The sequence below is a fragment of the Enterobacter sp. 302C9 genome, assembly GCF_034106085.1.
Taxonomy (GTDB): Bacteria; Pseudomonadota; Gammaproteobacteria; order Enterobacterales; family Enterobacteriaceae; genus Enterobacter; species Enterobacter asburiae_B.
Genome location: NZ_JAWNBW010000004.1, coordinates 207,340 through 231,398 on the forward strand (window position 1 = coordinate 207,340; position 24,059 = coordinate 231,398).

Sequence of the window (24,059 nt, forward strand, 5' to 3'; positions counted from 1 at the left end):
GTTGCTTAATCCCGACACCACAAAGGTGGATGACCGTGGGGATATTAACCAGACCATCTATTCTCCGATTTCCGATGATGGGAAATTATTTACAACCCGCCGGGAGCGGGGCTGGGGGGAGGTTTTATCCTTCAGCTACGGTAAGTTTTTAAGTGTTTTACAAGGTGCGCTGTTGGATGACTGGCAGCAGGATCTTGTTAACTACGGCAAATCAGCGCCTGATAAAAAGGGGGTACTAAGCCAGCTGGTCGGCAAAGCTCTGTCTGGGGGAAAAGATGCCGAAATTACCGGTGAATCTGTCCTGACCCAGGAAGAACTGAACCATTTTCAGAACTTTTTATTCCCGGTTCACGTTTATGGCTATAACTGGCTGCAGGATAATAAAACCTCGGCGGAAGGGCTGGTCGCCTTTATCGACAGGACGATAAGGCTCTATAAAAATCACTGCGGCCACGGCATGCCTTTTCCTCCCGGGCAGGAAAAAGTTATTATCGTCACCCATTCCATGGGCGGGCTGGTGGCGCGCTACGCGTCCCAGGTCAGCGGAGCAAAAGATAAAATTTTGGGGATAGTGCATGGGGTGATCCCCGACCTTGGCTCACCGGCGGCGTACCGCCGCATGAAGGTTGGCGCGAAACAGGAAGTCATGGCCGGGGCCGTGCTGGGCAATACGGCAGAAGAGCTGATGCCGGTCCTGGCCAGGGCTCCCGCACCGCTTCAGCTCTTGCCCTCGGCGAAATACCTTGCCGGGGCTCCCTGGCTGACCGTGGAAGGGGCTGGCGAAGACGGTTGTGATGTAAAACTGCCGCAGACCCGCGATCCTTTCGGTGAAATATATCTGAATAAAACTCTCTGGTACCGTCTGTATGAATCCGACATTATCGATAAGGATGAGGCAGTTAATCAGAGTAACTGGACTAACTATGTACGTTTAGTTGATAAGCTTGTCCGCAAGTTTATTTCTCTAATGGATAGTAAAGGCTATCACCCTAATACTTACGCTTTTTACGGCCATAAAATCGACTCCGACGGTACTTTAGCGTGGCGGAAAACCTCTATCACCTATCCGAAAAATATGCATGAAAATGACAATAGGCTACCCAACAACTATCGGGACATCCCCCTGCCATTTAATCGTTCCCAGCTTTATGTGGTCACCTCGTCAAAAACGCCGGGTGATGGCACGGTGCCAGTGGAGTCGCTGAGTGCCATATGCCGCAACAGCGAAATCAAAAGTGTTATGGCAACCGGCGTTGACCATCAGGGAGCCTACGACGTCAGCAGCCTGAAGGATATTAAAGACAGGCCAGCCCTGCAGTTTACCCTAAGGGCCATTGTGAAAATGGTTCAGGAGATCCCTATCCCATGAATGCGATTCGGCAGCTTACAGCGCTATCTCTTATGGCGGGCAGTATATTTTTCATTGCCCAGGCTACGGCAACCACGCCAATGCAGAAGGACAGTCCAGTGATAAATACTTTGTTTGCGCAAACCAAACCACAGTGCATCGGGCGCTATGTGATTGACGTTCCCGAGTCGTTTAACAACCGGCTTCACGATATGATTTTTATCGATGATTTTAAAATTGAAAGTAAACCTCTCTATCCGCCTGCATTTAAACAGCGGGTGCAATTAAGAGAGCAGGAGCTGCGTGATGCTGTAAATAAGCCTGAAAATGAGTCTGTAAATGCACCGTTTATAAAAGAAAAAATTGAGTTGCCTGATGGTAAGGGGGTTATTTTTGACAGAAATATTTCAGGGGAAGATGACCTCGGAAGAGTTTTAGAGGTACATGTATTTGTAAATGCAACAGCTTTTATTATTACGACGGAAATACTTGATTTATCCAGTCCTAAATATAGTGAAAGAAAAAAACATACACTAAAGCTGGTTTTACCGAGGCTCAAATGAATGAGAAGCCAGCCAAGCTGGCGGCCATGCAGTCTTTGATATCACGGTTAAGCGGCAGAAAAGATGAGGATATTCCATCTCCTAAAGGTGTGTGTATACCGAATGGGTTTATCCGGGATGATGGCGGAAAGCATAAAGAAAGTCTCACATTTCGGTATGAAAATAATGATTTTGTTTTTGGTGTCGATATGGATAACACAATTAAGGGTTCGGGAGACACCCTGTTTAACCGTGGTGCGCAAATTAATGAGGCACTTAAAACATCAAATCAGTACACCATAAAGAAAGTGGCACTCTCACCGAACGGTATTCCGGCGGAGTCATGGCTATTTGGTGGTGCCCAAATCATCATAAATCCGGCAACGGGAAAAGATGAAAAGAACACATTCTATAATTTTATGCTTTATGCTAATGAGCGCGATGCCACACCGGATAAGCCGAATCTTAACATTGGGTTCGGCAGTGAGTATAAAAAAACGCGCTACAGCGAAGCGCAGATGATTGAAATCTGGGACAGGCTAGTGAATTCCCTTCGTTATAAGTAGCGCTGGTAAAATTAGTCATGCTTTCCGTATACATTCACAATATTTGAAAATAGAGGATGCGCAATGAGTGTCGGTTACTTTTTACGAGTCGGTGATAGCACCACCTGTGGTGGGAAGATCCTTACCGGCGATCCAACATTTCAATGGTATGGCGTTTCTGCTGCAAGAGAAGGAGATATGGTTAACTGCGGTAAGCACCCGGGAACATACAAAATCTTAGGCGGAGTTGCAGATACATTCGATGGAGGCTCGGTTCTGGCGGGGTCACTCGATAGCTTTAGTTCCTGCCCATGTCACGCGAAATTTATCCCTGGTATTCCGGATAGCTATTCTAAGGCCTAAGGAAGGTATGGGGAATTAGAAAAAAACATCGCCACTGAAAAAATTAAAACAATGCATCCCTCTAAGGTAGAAGATAAAAAGGAATGATTAATGAAGGATAAATCTCAATGTGGCTTATTGCTTGCCGGCCTGATGTCTCTGATTTTCATTACTGCTTGTCAAACGAAAGCGGTCACCGTTGAACGTAATAAAAACATTCAGATAGTTAATCCATTCTCGGGTTCAAGCCCTGATGGGCAATGCTATAAAATAACTGCTGAAAATAAAGATTATTATGGACGTCTGGATAAAGATGGTCATCCATTACGAATTTCCGAAATTGAAAATAAGGATATCAAAATTAGCCTGAAATTATTAAACGATAGAGATTGCAAAGAAAAAGGAATCTAATGTTCACTGGCAGTCAAGTAATGAGCAGGGCAGAGAACCGTACTGAGCGGCAGGCAGTCCGTTGAAGGAAAATGAGAAGTTTACAACGTGGAATATAAACTAGTTTACTTCGATTTATGTGGCGCACTATCAGGTACATTTTTAGATAACAAAGTTGATTTCAAATACATTTCCTCAATGGCGAAAAATTTCCCTGTTACTATAATTGAAGAGCTTTTATTTGAATAAGTTGCCCCATTTTCTTCACGAATCTTATGATCCCAGCACCTTCGGTATGGAGTGGGTTTGATAAAAAAGCGTTATGGATTGATATTTGCGACTATAGAAATAAAACGGTTTTGCCGAAAAGTGTAAGCATAAGGTTCTCGTGTATATTCTTAAAATAACTTACAGAAAAGAATGGCTTACTCTGAAAAATGAAACGCTACAGCGCTAGCTCTAAAATAACGTATGGTTAATATTTTATTTGATTTTTTAATGAATGGCATGACATTCAGTTAATCTGGATCGTTGTGCATGATTTTTTAATTTCTTTTTTAGTCTTTAATAAAACATACAAATATCGAGTTTTACTATGGCATGGCCTATACCTGATATTCCTGATAAAAAATCTCTTCCACCACCAAAGTTCTGGTTCTGGATAATAGTATTGGTACTGATGTTGATAGTGGGGGCTATTTCCAGCTTATGGATCTGGAATAAGGCAACTTATGCTGAAGTTCTCTTCTACGGTGCTCTCCCCGCATTGTTGATTTGGTTATGCTTATTCGGGGTGCTGTTTAATCGCTACGAGCAGTCTGTCGAAGCTAGTCGGGCCTGGGATTTCGAAAGAGAACAAACCAAAGCTGAATGGCGCAACTGGAGTCGACAGCAGCTTGCCGTGGTTGGTAATGTTTTGTTTTCTCCGGAAGAGAAAGGAATGGAGGCACTACTGGACGAGTTAGAAAAGGTTCCTGCATTTCCTAAAAAAGCTCGCCCATTATTCAACTCTCAGCATAGCTTTCAAGATTTTATGAAGGAAACAGACAGAAAGCTGGAGTTACAACATCCCGGATATCGTTATTCCCTGCACTCTGTTTATGTTTACCAGTCGCCAGATAGGATTGATGAAAAACGCATTGAGTTAATTTCTCAACAATGGGATCTCATTCCCAATTTAATCTATTCCATGAAGACTCTAGATTCTTTCTATGATGAAAAGAATTTTGATGGGCTGGTATTAATGATTTGTCTTCAGGACTGGCCTCATCGGCGCAGCGGGCAGTCAAGTGAGTTTATTTCTGCTCAGCTCCTTACGTCATCTGCTTATGCTCATCAGCATTCATTGCCTGTTATCGCTGGCATAACTCGTACGATGCCACTGGAAGAGGGTAAGCTTAATAATGAGTTAGATATGTTATTCGAATATGTTCAGCCCGATAAGCAGAGTCTGGAATACGTTTGGCTGTTGGGAGCGGCTCAAAAAGCTGCTACAGAAATAATGCAATATGCAACTCTTCATCACTGGCCGCTGCCGGAGAAAAGACCTCTGCATTCTATCGATCTCTCCTTTGGACCTCCCGGAGAGATGGCCTTGCCACTTTCCCTCGCGATGCTGGCCGAGGCCGCCAATAAAACGGGTAAGGATCAACTGCTGGTAAATCAGACGCCGCAGAAAACAGGGACACTTTGCTTGATTGCCAGGGAGCTTTACGCATGACCGAACAAAAAATAATGCCAAATGCACGCTATGGCTCATGGGGGTACTTCCTTCTGATTGTCGGTCTGGCGGGGATAATCGCATTTTTAATTTTTATCAATCAGGAGAGTTTGAACGAACTTGGGATTTCAGCTCAAAAAATCTGGACGATTTGGGGAGTTGCGTTTGCTGTTTTGCTCTTTGGCCTGATTGGTTCACCTGTTTGGTGGCGATGGAAGCAGAGAAGAAATCAGGCTGTCTATAAGCCGCAGATGTCAGGGGAAAAGCTCGCTCCTTCCTCAGTTGTGAGCGGTGACAGTGGTCAATTATTCTCCAGTCTTAAAAATTATCTTCGAATTCGTTACAGATTTTTCTGGCGCAACAAAGTCCGTCTCCTGCTCGTTACCGGCGACGAAACTGCCATCAATCAGTTAGTACCCAACCTGCAGGCCAGCCAGTGGCTGGAAGGTAACCGTACGGTCTTGATTTACGGCGGCAGCCTTGCGGCAGATATTGATGCGGAAAAATATGCCTCACTTCGCAAATTGCGTCGTTGTCGTCCTCTGGACGGTATCGTCCGGGTAATAGGCGAAGGCCAGAACCTTACCCCGCAAATGAGCGACAACGATCTTCGCGGTCTGGAGAAAATCAGCGAGGCGCTGCGCTATTCCGCACCGGTTTATCTCTGGCAACTGTGCGACAGCGCATGGTCGCAGGCGGCGCGTCAGCCTCAGGCTGTCGGCGTGATGCTGCCGCTGCGGGCGATACCGGAAGAGGTGACGGCTCAGCTCAACAGCCTGCTGCCGCAGCTGCGTGAGCAGGGGCTGTCACAAATTGCGGATAACAACCGCTACGATTTTTTACTGTGTCTGGCGCAGCAGTTTGAGCAAGGGTCCAGCACAGGGTGGGCCGCCCGGCTGACGTCGTGGCTGTTCAGTTCGCAGCAGCGGGTGCCACTGCGTGGACTAGTATTCAGCCTGGACGGGAAAGAAGATCCTTCAGCCGAAGTCCTTAAAGTAGCATCGCTTCCTTCGCACAAACATGCGCTGACGTTCCCGGCCAGCTGGCAGGGCGTTATCGACGATTGCACTTGCGTGCGTGGTCGTCGCGTGGGCATGGCGTGGGAACAGACCCTCGCCTGGACGCTGATGACCATTATCGGGATTTGGGGAGTCGGGCTGTTGCTCTCTTTTGCCCTGAACTACAGTCAGATTTCCTCTGTGGCAGATCAGGCCCACAATCTGGTGGAGCATCCCTCGGTCTCGGATTATCAGTTGGCAGCTCTGCATGCCCTGCACAATGACGCGAGTCGCCTGCAGCATCATGTTCGTGACGGTGCTCCGTGGTATCAGCGCTTCGGTCTTGACCATAATCAGCAGTTGCTCAACGCAATGCTGCCCTGGTACGGCGTGGCGAATAACCGGCTAATACGCGACCCGGCAAATGCTGCCCTGGCGCAAAAGCTCACCGCCCTGATCAACTCAGCGCCAAACAGCGACCAGCGTGCACAGCTGGCGAAACCAGGTTATGACCAGCTTAAAGCCTGGCTGATGATGGCCCGTCCGGATAAAGTCGACGGCGCGTTTTATGCACAAGCTATGAAAACCGTGCAGCCGACACGAATGGGTGTTTCCACCAGTTTGTGGCAAAGCCTGTCGCCGGATTTATGGTCCTTCTATATCTCTGAACTGCCAAAGCAGCCACAGTGGAAAATCAAGCCGGATGAACAGCTGGTCAGCCAGAGCCGCCAGGTGCTGTTACAGCAGATTGGCCGCCGGAATGCAGAAAGCACGCTGTACGAGAATATGCTCAAATCCGTGCGTCGTAACTTTGCCGATGTGTCCCTTGAAGACATGACCAGCGGGACCGATGCGCGGCGACTGTTCACCACCGAGAAAGTGGTGCCGGGCATGTTCACCCGTCAGGCATGGGAAGGTGGGATTCAGCAGGCCATCGAAAAGGCCGCAAATTCCCGACGGGATGAAATCGACTGGGTGCTGAGCGATTCCCGTAAAGCCGTATCGGCGGACATGTCGCCGGAAGCGCTCAAAGCACGCCTGACAGAGCGTTACTTCACTGACTTTGCCGGCAGCTGGCTGAACCTCCTTAACAGTCTGCGCTGGAATTCTGCGAACAATATTGCCGATGTGACCGACCAGTTGACGCTAATGAGTGATATCCGCCAGTCTCCACTGATTGCCCTGATGAACACCATCGCCTGGCAGGGGCAGACCGGCCAGCAAAGCGAAGGCCTTTCGGACTCCATTATCAAATCGGCAAAAGATCTGGTTGGTGGAAAAGACAAACCCGCAATTGACCAGTCTGCGACAGGTCCACAGGGACCACTGGATGAAACTTTCGGTCCGCTGCTTCAGCTTCTCGGCAAAAACACGGGCAGCAACGTCATGTCGGCTGACAACTCACTGAGCCTGCAGACCTATCTGACCCGTATTACCCGCGTGCGTCTTCGCTTGCAGCAGGTGGCCAGCGCTTCTGACCCGCAGGAGATGATGCAAACCCTGGCGCAGACCGTATTTCAGGGAAAAAGTGTGGATCTGACCGACACCCAGCAATATGGCAGTCTGATTTCGGCAAGCCTTGGTGAAGAGTGGAGTGGTTTTGGTAGCACGATGTTTGTGCAGCCGCTGACCCAAGCCTGGGAGACCGTACTCCAGCCGTCGGCGGCGAGCCTGAATGACAAATGGAGCCGCTCCGTGGTGGCAAACTGGCGCACCGCCTTTGACGGGCGCTTCCCGTTCGCTGCGAGCAAGAGTGACGCCTCTTTGCCGATGCTGGCAGAGTTCATCCGTAAAGACAGTGGGCGCATAGATCGATTCCTGACCACAGAACTCAATGGAGTGCTTCACAAAGAAGGCAGCCAGTGGGTACCGGATAAGGTCAACAGCCAGGGGCTGAGCTTTAACCCGGCCTTCCTGCGGGCCATTAACCAGCTGAGCGAGTTGTCAGACATTCTGTTTACCGATGGCAGTCAGGGTATCAGCTTTGATCTGCAGGCGCGTCCTGTGCCGCAGGTAGTGGAGACGCAGCTAACAATTGATGGACAAAAACTGCACTACTTCAACCAGATGGCCGACTGGCAAAGCTTCCGCTGGCCGGGAGACACTTACAAACCAGGAACGATGCTGACATGGACCTCCGTCAATGCAGGCGCGCGTCTGTTCGGGGATTACCGAGGGACCTGGGGCTTTATTCGCTGGCTGGATCAGGGCAAACGGCAGCAGCTTGACCGCAGTCAGTGGATAGTGAGTTTCACCGCCCCGGATGATAGTACGCTGCAATGGGTATTGCGTTCACAGCTGGGCAACGGGCCGCTGGCATTACTGGCACTGCGCGGCTTCACGCTGCCGGACCAGATTTTCAGCGTTGACAGCGCGGCCACGGCCCAGGCTCTGATGGCCAATACGGAAATCAGTGACATGGATGGAATCGAATAATGAGCACTCTTCAGAATCTGGTTGCCGCTTGTCAGGCGGACGAAACTGAGCTGCGGCAGCAGGCGCAGGCGCGCACGGAACGCTGGCATCTCTGGCTTTCCCCTATCAGCGATACCCGTCCTGCTGGGGACGAGCCGGGATATGACGATGATTTCCAGCGTATAAGAGAGGAGGTCAATAAACTCTCCGGCATCGATACCGGGCTGATTTGTACGCTTGCCGAAAAACTGCTGACCACCACCGCCAAAGATATTCGTATTGCGACCTATTACTGCTGGGCCCGTCTGCACCAGGACGGAGAAGCTGGCTTTGCCGAAGGGCTTGAACTGCTGGCGGGATTACTGCAACGCTACGGAGCGCAGCTTTATCCGCAGCGGGAGCGAAGCCGTAAGCCGGCGCTGGAGTGGCTTGCAGGCTCTCGTCTGCTTGATAGCCTGTCCCTGTGGCCTGAAGTGGTACGCGACGATGCTATGCGCACTACCGGTGCGCTGCTGCTCATCCACAGCAGTCTGGACGCTGAGCCAGAAGCGTCCTGTCCGGAACTGAATGCGCTTTACAGCGCGCTGGAGTCCCGCCTGATGAAGGCCGGTGGCGTGGATGCTTTGGTTCCACAGAACGCCAGTAACACCCCTCAGTCACAGACCTCTGCACACACGACAGAGCATGACGCTCCAGCCCTGAGCCGCATCACGTCCGGTCAGGATTTGTTGACTCAGGCCCGTACCCTTGCGGGGTATTTGCGTGAACAACCCGATGGATGGCTTTCCGCACACCGGCTGATGAAAAGCCTGCGTCATGACACGCTGAGAGCGATCCCCGCACCTGATGCCGAGGGGAAAACGCGCATTGAACCGCCGCGTGCTGACCAAAGGGCCATGCTCAAACGGTTGTACCTGCAGCAGAGCTGGCTGGAGATACTGGAACATGCGGACAGCACCTTCTCGCGTGGCGCCAACCACCTCTGGCTGGATTTGCAGTGGTATATCCATCAGGCTCTGGTGAAGTTGGGGCAAGATGTGCTGGCCGACATTATCATCGCCGACCTGAAAGGGCTGCTGCGACGCCTCACCGGGCTTGAAACGCTGGCCTTTAATGACGGTACGCCGTTTGCTGATGAGGTCACGCTAAACTGGATAAATCAGAGCGTGCTGGACGATATGTCCGGCTGGCGTGATGAGCAGGTCAGTGCTGTCAGTGAGACGGGCAACGACATTCTGGCCCTCGAGCCGGAAGCGCTGGAAAAAGCGGACACTGACGGTCTGGACGCCACACTCCACTGGCTGCAGACACGCCCGGGTACGGACTCCACGAAAGACAAATGGCTGCTGCGTCTGCTGATAGCCCGCGTGGCCGAGCAGAAGGGCAGGAATGAACTGGCGCTGCATCTGCTGGGTGAACTTGATGGTGCTGCGGAATCAATCACCCTTACGCAATGGACACCGGCGCTGCTGTTTGAAGTGAAATCGCGTCGCCTCAGACTGTTGCGTATAAAAGCCACCCGCAGTGAAACCGACAAAGCACGGCTTCAGCCAGAGATGGATTTGCTTCTGGCTGGTCTTATCGTACTTGATCCTGCCAGTGCTGCGGTGCTGTGTGGTTAGCGTGAACTGAATTTTGCAAGGAGGATGACAAATGGCGAAAGGTTACTATCTGGTGCAGGGGGATAAAACCACCTGTGGAGGGAAGATCCTCGAGGGCGATCCAACTAACACGATTGAGGGGATCCCAGTTACACGCGAACAGGACAGTGTGACGTGTGGGAAACATGCCGGCACTTATAAAATTATTGGCGCTATTCCACAAAACTTAGTGAATGGTCGGAAGTTTGCGGGCACGTTACACAGTAAAAGTGGATGCCCGTGCGCGGCGACGTTAATACCCTCCCATCGGGAACGCACCTACGAAGCTTAAAGCCTTCACTCTTCACCGGCACGCTTAGCCGGATGGTCACACAACACTCAGGTTCTTATGGACGATTTAACCCTGCGTTATTATGACGCTGAAATGCGCTACCTGCTCGAAGCCGGTGAAGAGTTTGCCCGTGCTCACCCCGAGCAGGCAGCAATGCTCAATCTCGATAAAGCCGGCGCGCGCGATCCTTACGTCGAGCGCCTGTTCGAAGGCTTTGCCTTCCTGATGGGGCGGCTTCGAGAGAAGCTTGATGATGACCTTCCTGAACTGACCGAAGGGCTGGTCAGTCTATTGTGGCCGCATTACCTGCGCACCATACCGTCGATGTCGGTGGTGGAGTTCACCCCTGACTGGCGAGAAATGAAAGAGCAGATGCGTATTGTCAAAGGTTTCGAGATTAACTCGCGGCCGATCGGTGAAAAGGGTACGCGCTGTCGGTACACCACAACTAAAGAGATAACTCTCCAGCCGCTGTCGCTGGAACACGCTCGCCTGTCTACTGACCCTGACGGGCGTTCGGTCATCAACCTGCGCTTTAGCTGCAGCCATCTGGCGGACTGGAGCCGTGTCGATCTCAGCCAGATCCCGTTCTACTTCAATGCTGACGCACCTCTCGCCTGCGCCATGCACGAAGCCTTCACCATGAATGTTGCTCGCCTGTGGCTGCGGATGCCGGGTGAAATGGACAGAAGACCGCTCGACGGGTACTTCGCCGCGCTGGGATTTGGCGATGACGATGACCTGTGGCCGAAGGGCAGCAGCAGCTTTAGCGGATATCAGCTGTTGCTGGAGTACTTCACCTTCCGCGAAAAATTCATGTTCACTGGCCTGCGTGGACTGGAGAGCGTCAACTTCCCGGCTGAGCTTCCCTGGTTTGAAATCGACGTGGTGCTGGCAGAACGCTGGGAGCATGACTTTAACTTTACCGAAAAACACCTGCGCCTGAACTGCGTGCCGGTGATTAACCTGTTCCCGCTGGAATCTGACCCGCTGACGCTTAACTCTCTGCAGACCGAATACATGCTGCGCCCGATGCGCGTGCAGGATGGTCACACCGAAATATATGCGGTGGATTCGGTGATGTCATCGAGCCAGCATACCTACGTACCGTTTTCAAGCTTTCGCCACAAAGGCGGAATGATGCGCCATGAAGCCCCGGAATATTACTACCACACCCGGGTGCGGCGAGGTTCGTCAGGGCTGTACAATACCTGGCTTATTCTGGGTGGCGAAGCATTTGATAATCACACCGTTCCTGAAGATGAAAGCTTGTCGTTGACGCTCACCGGTACCAACGGCCAGCTGCCGCGACGGGCGTTGCAAAGTACCGTGCTCGATACGGTGATGAAAACTACGTCGGCCAGCATCGTCGTGCGTAACCTGTGTGCGCCGACACTGCCCTGTTATCCACCTGCGCAAGACCGTTTCCACTGGCGCGTGCTGAGTCACCTCGGCAGCGGGTTCCTGTCGATGATGGATAACGCCGATGTGCTGCGCGGTACCCTCGCGCTGTACGAGTGGACCGACAGCGAGATGAACCGCCGTCGTCTGGAAGCCATCATCGACGTGAAGCACAGTGAAACTGAGCGATTTGAGCAGGGATACCTGGTGCGCGGCGTGCAGATTGAAGTGACGCTAGACAGCTACGGCTTTGCCGGGCGCGGCGACATCTGCCTGTTCGGCGAGATGCTAAGCCGCTTCTTCGCGCTCTACACCGACATCTATCTGTTTAACCGCCTGATTATTATCCTGCAACCAACCGGAGAGCGCCTGGAATGGGAAGAGAAGCACAACCGTCGCATTCCCGGCTGACACTGCGGCTGGAAGCCGACCTTCACCGCATTAACTTCTATCGATTATGTCAGCTGCTGGAGAAAAACAATCCTGGCAGGCCGCTGATGGGATCGACCAGCCACCCCGCAGATGACCCGGTACGCTTTGCACCGCACCCTGGAATGGGGTTTCCGGTCAGTGAACTGAAGGCTGTCGAATATGATGAAGAGGATGACAGCAAGCCGCCGGTTATCCGTACGACCTTTATGGGGATGTACGGGGTCGATTCCCCATTACCAACGGCGTATCTCGATGACATCACCCAGCGTCGCGAAGGGCATGAGGCGCTGCAGGGCTTTCTGGATATTTTCAGTCATCGCATCCTGACGCAGTTTTACCGCGTCTGGCGTAAATACTCCTATCCGGCCACGTTTGAGCCCGGCGGAACCGACAGCATTTCGCAGTCGTTATTGGGTCTGGTGGGGCTTGGAATACCGGGCACGGCAAATCACATTGCCACGCCAGTGTCGCGCTTTCTGGCCCTGTTGGGAGTTCTGCAACAACCGGGCAAAACTCAGGAAGGGATGCAGGCACTGGTGAGCCTGCTTGCCCCCGATACGACGGTGCAGGTGAGTCCGTATTGTCTGCGGCCTGTAGAGATCGACAGGCCGCTGGGTTTTTACGGTGACGAAGATTTTCTGCTTGATGGCAATACGCCGCTGGGTGACGAAGCGATGGATGCCGGCAGCCAGCTGCTGATTGCGCTTGCGACGGACAACGAACATGAGGCGCAAGGCTGGAAACCGGATGGCCAGTTATACATGGATTTCCTGGTGATGCTGCGGGTGTATCTGGGCTGGCGGTTTAAGGCCAGAATAACCCTGACGACGTCTGTTCGACTGCTGGCCGTACCTCCGCTGGGTGAGAACCCTTTCTGGCTGGGAATGAACGGCGTGCTGGGAGCAGAAGATGATAGCCATCCTGATGACATTCCTGAAACCTTTACGACAGAACTGGGCTATTACAGCGGGCTGGAGCCCGCGAAACCACAACAAGGAAACCGACGTGTCACGTACAAGTTTAACTAAAACCGCGCGCTGGATGATGACTCTCACGGCGCTTATTCTGACCGGTTGCGGGGTGACGCAGAGCGTTACTGACGGTACCAAATCGGCGTTTAATTCTGTGTTCTATAAAAAAATTAAAATCCTGCATCTGGATTTCACCGCGCGCGAAGCTCTGAACACCGACTCTCGCGAAAATAACTCGCTGTCTGAGCCTGTCGTGGTCAGGGTTTACCAGCTCAAAGACCGCAAAACCTTTGATAAGACGGTTTATCAGCAATTGCTTCAGGATGATGTCAGCATTCTGAAAGACGACATGCTGGCCAGTCGTAATATCGTGGTAAAACCGGGGGGGGATGCAAGCCTTGATATGCCGATGGAAGAAGAGGCGCAGTTTGTCGCGGTGGTAGGGCTGTTCCGCCATCCGGACATGACCAACGACACCTGGAAGCAGGTTATCAAGCGCAGCGATCTGGATCCCGATAAACCGCGCATTCTGGAAGCCGGCGAGAACCATCTGACGCTGCAACCGCTTAAGGACGACTGATGCCCCAGGGACATAACACGCCTTCGCTGTATGAAATGCTAACCGGAAATTTTAGCGGTGGCCTCGACCTTAAACAGGTCAGTGAAGAAAATCAGGTCATTCTTTCGGTTCTGGACAACATGCAGCGCGTTCTCAACTGTCGCGCCGGCACGCTGGCGCATCTGCCTGATTACGGGCTGCCCGACATGACGAAAATCCTGCAGGGCATGCCGGGAACGGCCCATGAGCTCATGGGCACATTGTCTGCCGTTCTGCTCAAGTATGAACCGCGCCTGAAAAAGATAGACGTTGTTCTGCTTGAGCAGAACATTCCCGGCGAGCTGCGCTATGCCATTGACGCTGAACTTAAAGGGATTGGCCTGGTGCGCTACGGGACTGAGTTTATGCCCGAAGGACGGGTCCTGTTGCGGCATCTCAGGCAGCAACAGTATCTCGACACAACACTTCGTATATAAGGTCAGTTAACACCATGTCAGTAAAATCACAGTTCCTGAAGAAGTTGCAGGCGCGACAACCTTCACCTGTTCCCGCAGCTAGCAAGAGCCAGGCCGATATTGCAGAGTTTCGCATGCGAATGGCTCAGCTTCAGGAGCAAATGGACGCCTGGCTGTCAGATACCGGACTGAATGCAGAGCCACTGACGGTATACGTTCCGGACCTGCTGGTGGAGGGCGGGGCTTTTGATATTTCCTGTATCGTCCTGCGTTATGGTAACCGGGCGGTTAAGTTTATGCCGATATTTCTGTATGGACAGGGAGTTGCAGGCTGTGTCGAGGTGACTTTTTTTTCCGGGTACAGCGCGATTTCTCAAGGACGCCTGTTCATGCGGGTGGGGAGCGTAAATGACTGGATCTTTACTCCCCCTGATAGGTCACCTCAGTCAGGAAAACTCTTTGATGAAGGTGTTTTTTTCGATCTGATTTTAGCGCTGCTGTCATAGCAATAACATTCATTCCTTTATTCGTCATTGCGTTTCTACACGCAAAACTGCCTTACACATCAACTGACGAAATTAACCGACACGGATATGCAGGCCCTGCAGAATGACCACACATATAACGTTAAAAACCGGCGGCGACCCGCGTACGCTGCCAGATTATGCCGCCCTCCGCGACGAACTCAGTAAGCTTACACATCCTGCTCGCCCTGATGTGAACTGGCAATATGTCCAAAGACTCTGTCTCTCAATGTTTGAACAGAACGGTGTGGAGTTGCAGACAGCAGCCTGGTACACCCTTGCTCGTACTCACCTGTCTGGATTAGCTGGCCTGAATGAAGGGCTGGCGATTCTGGAGGCCCTGATTAGCCACCAGTGGGACATCTTATGGCCGAAGACGCAACACGCTCGTATGGAAATCCTTAGCGGCCTTAGCCAGCGCCTGCAGCAGCGCATGCGTATGCTGCCATTCAACAGCAGCCATCTTAGTGAGCTTTATCGTGCTGAAGCGTTACTTACCAGCCTGAGCGCGGTGCTCCAGCGCCTTGAGCTTAAACACCTTAGCCAGTTCGATACGTTACGAACGTTGATACGTTCAAGTGCTGAACGGCTGGAAAGCAGTAATGACACGTCCGATTTGAATGTGAACATGAAGCCCGATAGCGAATCGACTCTGGAGAAAGCCGAACCGATCGAAGAAGTGAAATGGGTATATGTTGTGCATCAGGAAAATCAGCCGAATGGGGAGGATCGTACGACAGCCCCCGTGCCTGTCAGACAGTGGAAGCCCTTTATTACCGGGATGTGTTCCACGCTGGTGGTTTGTATCGCTGTGGCGTGGGGATGGGTTTCTTTGTCCAGACCCGACCCCCTGGCGACTCAGGCTTTTGCCTCTCTTGCTCCGTTACCTGAAGTGCTCACGCCTGTGCAGCAAGACGCGTTAACACTGCGAGGTACTTTACCGTCCACGTTTATCACAGACACGCAGCAGCAGCTTGCCCGCCTGGATAAACTGCCTCCTGACTGGAATCTTTCCTACAGCCTTCAGCTGTTGAAGCAGCTCCAGACATTATGGCCGGAGGAGGCGAAACCGCTCACAATGCAGTGGCAGCAAAAATTTAACGCGGCAGCGTTACCTGTCGACGCAATGAACAGCTGGTATCAGGGAATGATGACGCTTCAGCAACTGAGTCATCGGCTGAGTAGTTTGGATGAGCAAAAAGGAAAATACATCACGGTAAGCGAGCTTAAATCGGTAGTTTTTTCGACTATACAGTCATTTAACCAGACGATACCGGCTGAAGAACAACTCAGGCGCCTGTCACAGCATCCAGCAGGAGATGCGCTTCCTGTAGCAGAAAAGACTCAACTGGAGTTGCGTCTTAAACAGCTGGCAACGCGTTACGCTCAAATAAAACAGGATTCTTCTGCTCAGTGAATTCTGGCGGTAGACAGACGAATGTGCTGGAAAAAGCGGGAGGGTAAAGTGTCCCCTGCAGGAATCGAACCTGCAACTAGCCCTTAGGAGGGGCTCGTTATATCCATTTAACTAAGGGGACGAGGCGGCACGAGTATAGCCTTATTTACACTTTGCGTTAAGCGCATCGCCGCCTGACTGCTCAAAGAGTCACCATTCAGGTCGATTTTTTTGTCGATTTATCATCCTTTTCCCGTGCCTTAAGCTCAGCTTTGCGTTTGTTCGACATGTCGTTACGAATTTGGGCATGGCTTAACAGCGCGAAGATAAACGTTCCGCCGCAAATGTTTCCCGCCAGCGTCGGAAGGGCAAACGGCCAGAAGAAATCGCTCCAGTGAAGCGTACCGTTAAAGACCAGATACAGGATTTCAACGGTACCGACCACAATATGCGTGGTGTCCGCCAGCGCAATCAGCCAGGTCATCAATATGATCACCACAATTTTGGCGCTTCCCGCTGAAGGAAACATCCAGACCATCGTGGCGATAATCCAGCCAGAGATGATGGCGTTTGAGAACATCTCGACCGGCGTGTTTTTCATTACGTCCATGCCGATTTTCACAAACGCATCCCGGGTGGGTTCATCAAAGATCGGCATATATTCAAACGCCCATGCCGCGATGCCCGTGCCGATGATATTACCCAGCAGAACCACGCTCCAGAGCCGCATCAATAAACCGAAATTACCGAGTGTGGGGTTTTGCATCACCGGCAGAACGGCGGTCACCGTGTTCTCGGTAAACAGCTGCTGGCGGGCCATGATGACAATAATAAAGCCGAAGGTATAGCCGAGGTTTTCCAGTAAAAATCCACCGGGTACGCCTTCCAGCTGCACATGAAATATCCCTTTTGCAAGCAGAGATGCGCCCATTGAGAGTCCGGCAGCAATGGCTGACCAGAAGAGGGCCATCGCGTCGCGCTCCATCTCTTTTTCACCATCCTGGCGTATATGCTCGTGGATGGCCATTGCGCGGGAGGGGAGGCGATCTTCATCAATTTCTATCTTCTCGCCGCGCGCTTTCTCCTCGCTTTCAATTTCAAGCTCCTCAGTGCTCTCGCCAATTTTTTCTTCGCCTACATCTTTCATATCTGCTCCCGGAGGTTGATCTTTCTGTTAAGCGTAGCGGCTTTTATCGGGATGCCTGTGGGGATGCTCTTAAATTGGCGGCAATGACAACAAAGGTGATACATCTCTTTCAAAGTCATTATAAAATTGCCAGCGAAACGAATTCCAAAAGACAGGCTATGCTGAGATCAGAGTCACGGTGGTTACTGCCCGTAATTGTGCTCATAGACATCGGTAAACGTGCTGTTACAATCGCTTGCACGTTTACAGACGGAGCGTCAACGGCTCCGTTACGGATGGCAATCAACGATAGCCATACTGAACAGGGAGATATTTATGAAACTTCGGCTGTCGGCGCTTGCGCTTGGCGCGACGATGCTTGTGGGCTGCGCCAGCTCCGGTGAGCAAACGGGACGCTCCGATCCTCTCGAAGGATTTAACCGCTCAATGTATAGCTTCAACTACAACGTACTGGACCCGTATGTGGTTCGTCCGGTGGCAGTAGCATGGCGCGATTATGTTCCACAACCTGCGCGTAACGGGTTAAGTAACTTTACCAGCAACCTCGAAGAGCCTGCGGTAATGGTGAACTACTTCCTGCAGGGCGACCCGTATCAGGGGATGGTCCACTTTACCCGCTTCTTCCTGAACTCCATTCTGGGTATGGGTGGCTTTATTGATGTTGCAGGTATGGCTAACCAGAAACTGCAGCGTGAACAGCCACACCGTTTCGGCAGCACGATGGGACACTATGGAGTCGGGTATGGTCCGTACGTGCATTTACCGTTCTACGGTAGTTTCACCCTCCGTGATGATGGCGGAGATATGGTGGATACGCTGTATCCGGTCCTGTCGTGGCTGACCTGGCCGCTGTCGGTGGGTAAATGGACGGTGGAAGGGATTGAAACCCGCGCGCAACTGCTCGACTCCGATGGTCTATTGCGCCAGTCTTCTGACCCGTACATTATGGTGCGTGAAGCGTACTTCCAGAATCATGACTTTATTGCCAACGGCGGCAAGCTGAAGCCGGAAGAGAATCCAAACGCGAAGGCGATCGAAAACGAACTAAAAGATATCGATTCGGAGTAAATAAAAAAGGTGAGCAATGCTCACCTTTTTTGATTCCAGCGCGATTAGAACGCGTAGTTGAAGTTCGTACCGAACAGCCAGGCTTTACCTTCAGAGGTAAACTCGTACGGACCTTCCTTGAACGTCACTTTCTGACCGTGCATATAAGATACGCCCGCATCGATGGATGCATTCTCGTTCAACGCATAGGTCGCGCCAGCACTTAACCAGAAGCGGTCCTGATCCGGAATGGAAATGGAACGTTTATCTGCCGGAACCGGGCTGTCGTCAAATGCGATACCGGAGCGGAAAGTCCAGTTCTTATCGTAGTAGTAGGTGGTACCCAACGCTATACGATAGGCGTCGTGGAAGCTTTCGTCCTTATAGAACAGCGTTTGACCATTGGTACCGGTCGCTTTCAGCTCCTGGAACTGGCTCCAGCTGGTATAGGCCAGGCTATAGTGAATAGCCCACTGTGGCGCAACGCGGTTGTAACCGGAGACTTCCCACATTTCTGGCAAATGCAGTGACAGTGAACCTGGAACGGTCTGGTTGGACGTTCCCCAAGGAATGGTGGTGCCCGCACCTGGAACCAGATTGTTCACAGGCGTCAGGATGCCGCTCTTGTAATCGCCGTCGAAGTCAATTTTCACTTCGGAACGATAGGTCAGGCCCCAACGGTTGTTTTTGTCCAGCTCGTACAGGATACCGGCGTTCCAGCCATAGCCCCACTCATCACCTTCAAGACTGGCAATTTTATTGCTGTTTTTAGGCAGGCGAGCAGTCTGTTCCCCGGAATAACGTTCAATCTTGGCGTCGGCGTAGACGGCATCAAAGCCCAGGCCAAAACTCCAGTTATCGTTCAGGCGATACGCACCGCTCAGGTTGAGGTTCAGCGTAGTAAGGTCTGTTTTACCGCCGTATTCACCAGCCGGGTAGTTGTTATTGAACTCGGTAGCCAGGCCGTAGTTAGACGTTACGGATGCACCCCAGCCAAACTGTTCGTTGATAGGCGCAACGAAGTGCAGGTTTGGGATCCATGCTGTTGGGGCAATATTGTCCGCTTTAAGGCTCGCACCCGTGTAAGGCGACTTACCCGAAACGTTGACATCAGGATCGATATAAACCGCACCGGCAGAGAAAGTCGGACGATCGAACATCATGATCAACGCGGGGTTACGACTCGCGTTACCCGCATCATCAGCGATAGCGCCTTCCCCGGAATACGCACGGCCAAGGCCAGAGGAAGAAAATTCGTTTAACTGAAAGCCCGCTGACCAGGCGGAAGTGGAGACGAGTGCCACTGCGACTGCCAGCGCAGTCTTGTTGAACAGGGTTTTCTGGCTCATGACCATAACCTCATTGAGTTATTTTTATTCAATAATTGTTACATACCGTAACAGGAGCGCGAAGTGTAGGGTCTGAGGTATGACAGACAAATCAGACCAGTGGCCAGAGTATAGGTCTGACCAGCCGAAATGTTGCAAGTTTGTTTATTAATATTTTCAAACATGTTTCGTGAAACGAGATCTGGTTGGCAAAATTGTGACCATCGCGACTCACCCAAAAGGGTGGTTTTTGTTTTAGATCATTTTTTAGTGTGATATTGGTCACTTATCCGCTTTTGCGCCATTAACGGCTGGAGAGCGCCCGCGCCGGGGCGTAAAATAGCAGCATCGTGTTTATCTCGCGCGCTGCGCGAATACAGAGGAAATTGAGCTATGAGTAAATGCAGTGCTGATGAAACCCCGGTTTGCTGCTGTATGGATGTTGGGACCATCATGGACAACACCGATTGCACCGCCTCTTACAGCCGTGTATTCACCAACCGTGCCGAAGCGGAAGAGACCCTGACCGCGCTGAGCAAGCGTGCGCGTGACGTTGAATCCGATCCGTGTGAAATCAAGTCTACCTTTACCGAAGTGGAAGGCGGCGTGAAGCTGGACATCGACTTTGTCTTTGCCTGTGAAGCAGAAACGCTGATTTTCCAGCTGGGCCTGCGTTAATCTCTGCGGCCTGATGCCCTTCCCCCCAGCCCTCTCCCACGGGAGAGGGTGCAAACACTAAAAACGGTAACCTATGGGTTACCGTTTTGCTTTTTCCTTAGGGGTATTTTCTTTTTCTTCTCTGTGTTTTAGCTCGCACTTTTTCGTTTCCCCGATTGGCTGAATGTAAAAAAATGGTTAAGACTATTATCAGGTCAGACCACTTTATGTTTGCGAAAATTTTTTACAGGGGAGTGTTATGAGTCAGGCATTACCGCTTATTACCCGTCAGGGCGATCGCATTGCCATAGTCAGTGGATTGCGCACGCCATTTGCGCGTCAGGCAACGGCGTTTCATGGCATACCGGCCGTCGACCTGGGGAAAATGGTAGTGGGGGAGATGCTGGCTCGCAGCGAAATTCCGCCTGAGGTCATCGAGCAGCTGGTATTTGGTCAGGTCGTGCAGATGCCTGAAGCCCCCAATATTGCGCGTGAAATCGTCCTCGGTACCGGGATGAACGTGCATACCGATGCCTACAGCGTCAGCCGCGCCTGCGCAACCAGCTTCCAGGCCGTGGCTAACGTCGCCGAAAGCCTGATGGCGGGCACGATTCGCGCCGGGATTGCGGGTGGAGCGGACTCCTCTTCGGTGCTGCCAATTGGGGTCAGTAAAAAGCTGGCGCGCATCCTGGTGGATGCCAATAAAGCCCGCACGACGGGTCAGAAACTCAAACTCTTCTCGCGTTTACGCCTGCGCGACCTCATGCCTGTACCACCTGCCGTCGCGGAATACTCCACCGGCCTGCGCATGGGCGATACCGCCGAGCAGATGGCAAAAACGTACGGCATTACGCGTGAACAACAGGATGCTCTGGCGCATCGCTCGCATCAGCTTGCGGCAAAAGCCTGGTCGGAAGGCAAGCTGACCGACGAGGTCATGACCGCCTATATTCCCCCCTACCGTGAACCGCTTGTGGAAGATAACAATATTCGCGGCACCTCAACGCTGGCGGATTACGCCAAACTGCGCCCGGTGTTTGACCGCAAACACGGCTCGGTGACGGCGGCGAACAGTACGCCGCTGACGGATGGCGCCGCCGCCGTGATCCTGATGACCGAATCCCGCGCGAAGGAGCTGGGCATCACTCCCCTGGGCTATTTACGCAGCTATGCCTTCACCGCCATTGATGTCTGGCAGGACATGCTGTTAGGTCCGGCGTGGTCCACGCCGCTGGCGCTGGAGCGCGCGGGGCTGACGCTGGCTGATTTAACCCTGATTGATATGCATGAAGCGTTTGCCGCGCAAACCCTGGCAAACGTACAGCTGCTGGCAAGCGAGCGTTTCGCGCGCGATGTGCTGGGCCGCGCCCATGCCACAGGCGAAGTGGATCAAAGTAAATTCAACGTGCTGGGCGGCTCTATCGCCTACGGTCATCCATTTGCCGCCACAGGGGCGAGGATGATCACGCAAACTTTACATGAACTCCGTCGCCGTGGCGGCGGGTTTGGCCTCGTTACCGCCTGTGCGGCGGGTGGCCTTGGCGCAGCAATGGTTGTGGAGGCTGAATAATGGATATGCCATCTGCATTTAATCTGACGGTTCGCCTCGATAACGTGGCCGTTATCACTATTGATGTGCCTGATGAAAAGATGAATACCCTGAAGGCCGAATTTGGTGTTCAGGTGCGCGCGATGCTAAAGCAGATCCGCGACAACAAAGCGATTCGTGGTCTGGTCTTTATCTCTGCCAAGCCGGATAACTTTATCGCCGGCGCGGATATCAACATGATCGCCCGGGCGCAAAGCGCTCTGGAAGCCGAAGAGCTGGCGCGTCAGGGCCAGCAGGTGATGGCGGAGATCAACGGTCTGCCGATCCCGGTCATTGCCGCGATCCACGGTGCCTGTCTGGGCGGCGGGCTTGAGCTGGCGCTGGCCTGTCACAGCCGGATTTGCACCGACGATGCGAAAACGATTCTGGGTCTGCCGGAAGTGCAGCTGGGCCTGCTGCCTGGCTCCGGCGGAACGCAACGGCTGCCGCGCCTGGTCGGCGTCAGCACGGCGCTGGAGATGATATTAACCGGTAAACAGCTGCGCGCCCGTCAGGCGCTGAAAGCCGGTCTGGTCGATGACGTCGTGCCGCAGTCCATTTTGCTGGAGGCCGCCGTTGAGCTTGCGCTGAAAGGGCGTCAGGCAAAACGTCCTCTGCCGGTACGTGAGCGCGTGCTGGCCGGCCCGCTGGGAAGAACGCTCCTGTTCAACATGGTGGGCAAAAAGACCGAACAAAAAACCAAAGGCAATTACCCGGCGGCAAAGCGGATCCTCGAAGTGATCGAGACCGGGCTGTCGCAGGGAAGCAGCAGCGGCTATGCCGCGGAGGCCAAAGCCTTTGGCGAACTGGCGATGACGCCGCAGTCGCAGGCGCTGCGCAGCATCTTCTTCGCCAGCACGGACGTGAAAAAAGATCCGGGCAGCGAGGCGCAGCCTGCGCCGCTGCGTGCGATTGGCGTACTGGGTGGGGGGCTCATGGGTGGCGGAATCTCTTTTGTTACCGCCAGCAAAGGCAAATTGCCTGTACGAATCAAAGACATTAATCCTAAGGGGATCAACCACGCGCTGCAGTACAGCTGGCAGAACCTTGATCAAAAGGTCAAGCGCCGCCATATCAAGGCAAGCGAGCGCGATAAAACCCTGGCGATGATATCCGGTACGACGGATTACAGCGGTTTTGCGCACCGCGATCTGGTGATTGAAGCCGTGTTTGAAGATCTGGCGCTTAAGCAGCAGATGGTGGCAGACGTTGAGCAACATTGTGCCCCGCATACCATTTTTGCCTCCAATACGTCGTCATTACCGATTGGCGATATCGCGGCGAAAGCCGCGCGCCCGGAGCAGGTGATTGGGCTGCACTTCTTTAGCCCGGTTGAAAAAATGCCGCTGGTGGAAGTTATTCCGCACGCGACTACCAGTCCGCAAACTGTTGCCACCGTGGTGAAGCTGGCGAAAAAACAGGGCAAAACCCCGATTGTGGTAGCGGACAAAGCTGGCTTCTACGTCAACCGCATTCTGGCTCCCTACATTAATGAAGCAATGCGGTTGCTGACGGAAGGGGAGAAGATTGAGCACGTCGACGAGGCGCTGGTAAAGTTTGGTTTCCCCGTTGGCCCAATCCAACTTTTGGATGAGGTGGGAATAGACACCGGCACTAAAATTATACCAGTGCTGGAAGCTGCATATGGCGATCGTTTTAGCCCACCTGCAAATATTGTTTCTGCGATTTTGAAGGACGATCGCAAAGGCAGAAAAAATGAACGCGGTTTCTATCTTTACGGCGCGAAAGGGCGTAAAAGCAGGAAACAGGTCGACCCTTCGGTATATGGACTCATTTTGACCACAGGTCAGGGAAAACTGTCCGCCGTTCAGTGCGCTGAGCGGTGCGTGATGATGATGCTCAATGAAGCGGCGCGCTGTTTTGATGAGCAGGTGATCAAGAGTGCACGCGATGGTGACATCGGCGCGGTATTTGGCATTGGTTTCCCGCCGTTCCTTGGCGGCCCGTTCCGTTACATGGATACGCTCGGCGCGGGTGAAGTGGTTGCTATCCTGCAACGTCTGGCTTCGCAATATGGTCCACGGTTTACACCGTGTGACCAATTATTGCAGATGGCGGAACGCGGCCAGACATTTTGGCCTGCAAGGGAAACTGTCCTCGTAAGCTGAGGTCAAAGAAGGGTAAATCCTGAAGTGAATGGACCTGTTCTGGCGATTTTGTAAACAGAGATTGACTATACTTACGCCATTGAGGTAAAAAACAGCGTTTCATTCACCGAATGGATCAGGCACAATGCCCGGCCATCGGGTTTTCTACCTCATAGTATTTATCGCGGGTAGTTAACGCCGGTGATTCTGGTTA

The 24,059-nt window shown here is 52.4% G+C and carries 18 protein-coding genes, 1 tRNA gene and 2 pseudogenes; 18 read left to right on the forward strand and 3 right to left on the reverse strand.

What is annotated here, in order from left to right:
• Position 1: 1 nt before the first annotated feature.
• The 14 genes and pseudogenes from UR289_RS10815 (at position 2) to UR289_RS10885 (ending at position 15,991) form a co-directional block, all read left to right on the forward strand.
• On the forward strand, positions 2-1,369 hold the full coding sequence (locus tag UR289_RS10815) for an acetyltransferase (protein ID WP_320710064.1): 1,368 nt from the start codon (positions 2-4) through the stop codon (positions 1,367-1,369).
• Positions 1,366-2,456, forward strand: a pseudogene (locus tag UR289_RS21875) (T6SS immunity protein Tli4 family protein). Before UR289_RS10815 ends, UR289_RS21875 begins: the two are co-directional and overlap by 4 nt.
• A gap of 63 nt (positions 2,457-2,519) precedes the next feature.
• Entirely contained in the window at positions 2,520-2,798 is a 279-nt protein-coding gene (locus tag UR289_RS10830; protein WP_072015550.1) for a PAAR domain-containing protein, read from the forward strand.
• 90 nt (positions 2,799-2,888) lie between these two features.
• On the forward strand, positions 2,889-3,188 hold the full coding sequence (locus tag UR289_RS10835) for a hypothetical protein (protein ID WP_320710069.1): 300 nt from the start codon (positions 2,889-2,891) through the stop codon (positions 3,186-3,188).
• A 574-nt stretch (positions 3,189-3,762) separates the two neighbouring features.
• Positions 3,763-4,887: a hypothetical protein gene (locus tag UR289_RS10840; protein ID WP_320710071.1), complete on the forward strand. Its 1,125-nt coding sequence runs from the start codon at positions 3,763-3,765 to the stop codon at positions 4,885-4,887.
• On the forward strand, positions 4,884-8,321 hold the full coding sequence (locus tag UR289_RS10845; RefSeq protein WP_320710072.1) for an ImcF-related family protein: 3,438 nt from the start codon (positions 4,884-4,886) through the stop codon (positions 8,319-8,321). Before UR289_RS10840 ends, UR289_RS10845 begins: the two co-directional genes overlap by 4 nt.
• On the forward strand, positions 8,321-9,922 hold the full coding sequence (tssA, locus tag UR289_RS10850) for a type VI secretion system protein TssA (protein WP_320710074.1): 1,602 nt from the start codon (positions 8,321-8,323) through the stop codon (positions 9,920-9,922). The genes UR289_RS10845 and tssA overlap by 1 nt, the downstream gene beginning before the upstream one ends.
• Before the next feature lie 31 nt (positions 9,923-9,953).
• Positions 9,954-10,226, forward strand: a pseudogene (locus tag UR289_RS10855) (PAAR domain-containing protein); the annotation flags it as partial.
• Positions 10,227-10,289: 63 nt separating this feature from the next.
• A complete protein-coding gene (gene tssF / locus UR289_RS10860) occupies positions 10,290-12,044 on the forward strand; it encodes a type VI secretion system baseplate subunit TssF (RefSeq protein ID WP_320710075.1) in 1,755 nt (584 codons plus the stop codon).
• A complete protein-coding gene (gene tssG / locus UR289_RS10865; protein WP_320710077.1) occupies positions 12,008-13,093 on the forward strand; it encodes a type VI secretion system baseplate subunit TssG in 1,086 nt (361 codons plus the stop codon). Before tssF ends, tssG begins: the two co-directional genes overlap by 37 nt.
• Complete coding sequence (gene tssJ, locus UR289_RS10870) at positions 13,071-13,616, forward strand: type VI secretion system lipoprotein TssJ (protein ID WP_320710079.1); 546 nt, start codon at positions 13,071-13,073, stop codon at positions 13,614-13,616. Before tssG ends, tssJ begins: the two co-directional genes overlap by 23 nt.
• Complete coding sequence (gene tssE, locus UR289_RS10875) at positions 13,616-14,071, forward strand: type VI secretion system baseplate subunit TssE (RefSeq protein WP_126329846.1); 456 nt, start codon at positions 13,616-13,618, stop codon at positions 14,069-14,071. Before tssJ ends, tssE begins: the two co-directional genes overlap by 1 nt.
• A gap of 14 nt (positions 14,072-14,085) precedes the next feature.
• A complete protein-coding gene (locus UR289_RS10880; RefSeq protein ID WP_320710081.1) occupies positions 14,086-14,556 on the forward strand; it encodes a hypothetical protein in 471 nt (156 codons plus the stop codon).
• 103 nt (positions 14,557-14,659) lie between these two features.
• Entirely contained in the window at positions 14,660-15,991 is a 1,332-nt protein-coding gene (locus UR289_RS10885) for a VasL domain-containing protein (RefSeq protein WP_320710082.1), read from the forward strand.
• 49 nt (positions 15,992-16,040) lie between these two features.
• Here the strand turns inward: UR289_RS10885 and UR289_RS10890 are convergent.
• Positions 16,041-16,112: transfer RNA gene (locus UR289_RS10890), tRNA-Arg, on the reverse strand.
• Between the two features lie 75 nt (positions 16,113-16,187).
• Positions 16,188-17,117, reverse strand: coding sequence for a formate/nitrite transporter family protein (locus tag UR289_RS10895; protein ID WP_246946502.1), 930 nt, complete (start codon positions 17,115-17,117; stop codon positions 16,188-16,190).
• 315 nt (positions 17,118-17,432) lie between these two features.
• On the opposite strand from UR289_RS10895, the gene mlaA reads away from it, so the two are divergent.
• Positions 17,433-18,185, forward strand: a complete 753-nt coding sequence (gene mlaA, locus UR289_RS10900) for a phospholipid-binding lipoprotein MlaA (RefSeq protein WP_023312585.1) — start codon at positions 17,433-17,435, stop codon at positions 18,183-18,185.
• A gap of 44 nt (positions 18,186-18,229) precedes the next feature.
• Here mlaA and fadL read toward each other — a convergent pair whose 3' ends face one another.
• Positions 18,230-19,513, reverse strand: coding sequence for a long-chain fatty acid transporter FadL (gene fadL, locus UR289_RS10905; RefSeq protein ID WP_064672903.1), 1,284 nt, complete (start codon positions 19,511-19,513; stop codon positions 18,230-18,232).
• A 372-nt stretch (positions 19,514-19,885) separates the two neighbouring features.
• On the opposite strand from fadL, the gene UR289_RS10910 reads away from it, so the two are divergent.
• The 3 genes from UR289_RS10910 to fadJ all read left to right on the forward strand — a co-directional run bounded on the left by UR289_RS10910 (position 19,886) and on the right by fadJ (position 23,866).
• Complete coding sequence (locus UR289_RS10910) at positions 19,886-20,170, forward strand: YfcZ/YiiS family protein (RefSeq protein WP_024907659.1); 285 nt, start codon at positions 19,886-19,888, stop codon at positions 20,168-20,170.
• Between the two features lie 238 nt (positions 20,171-20,408).
• On the forward strand, positions 20,409-21,719 hold the full coding sequence (gene fadI / locus UR289_RS10915) for an acetyl-CoA C-acyltransferase FadI (RefSeq protein ID WP_320710084.1): 1,311 nt from the start codon (positions 20,409-20,411) through the stop codon (positions 21,717-21,719).
• Positions 21,719-23,866 (forward strand): fatty acid oxidation complex subunit alpha FadJ, encoded by a 2,148-nt coding sequence (gene fadJ / locus UR289_RS10920; protein ID WP_320710086.1) that lies wholly within the window; start codon positions 21,719-21,721, stop codon positions 23,864-23,866. Before fadI ends, fadJ begins: the two co-directional genes overlap by 1 nt.
• Positions 23,867-24,059: the final 193 nt, after the last annotated feature.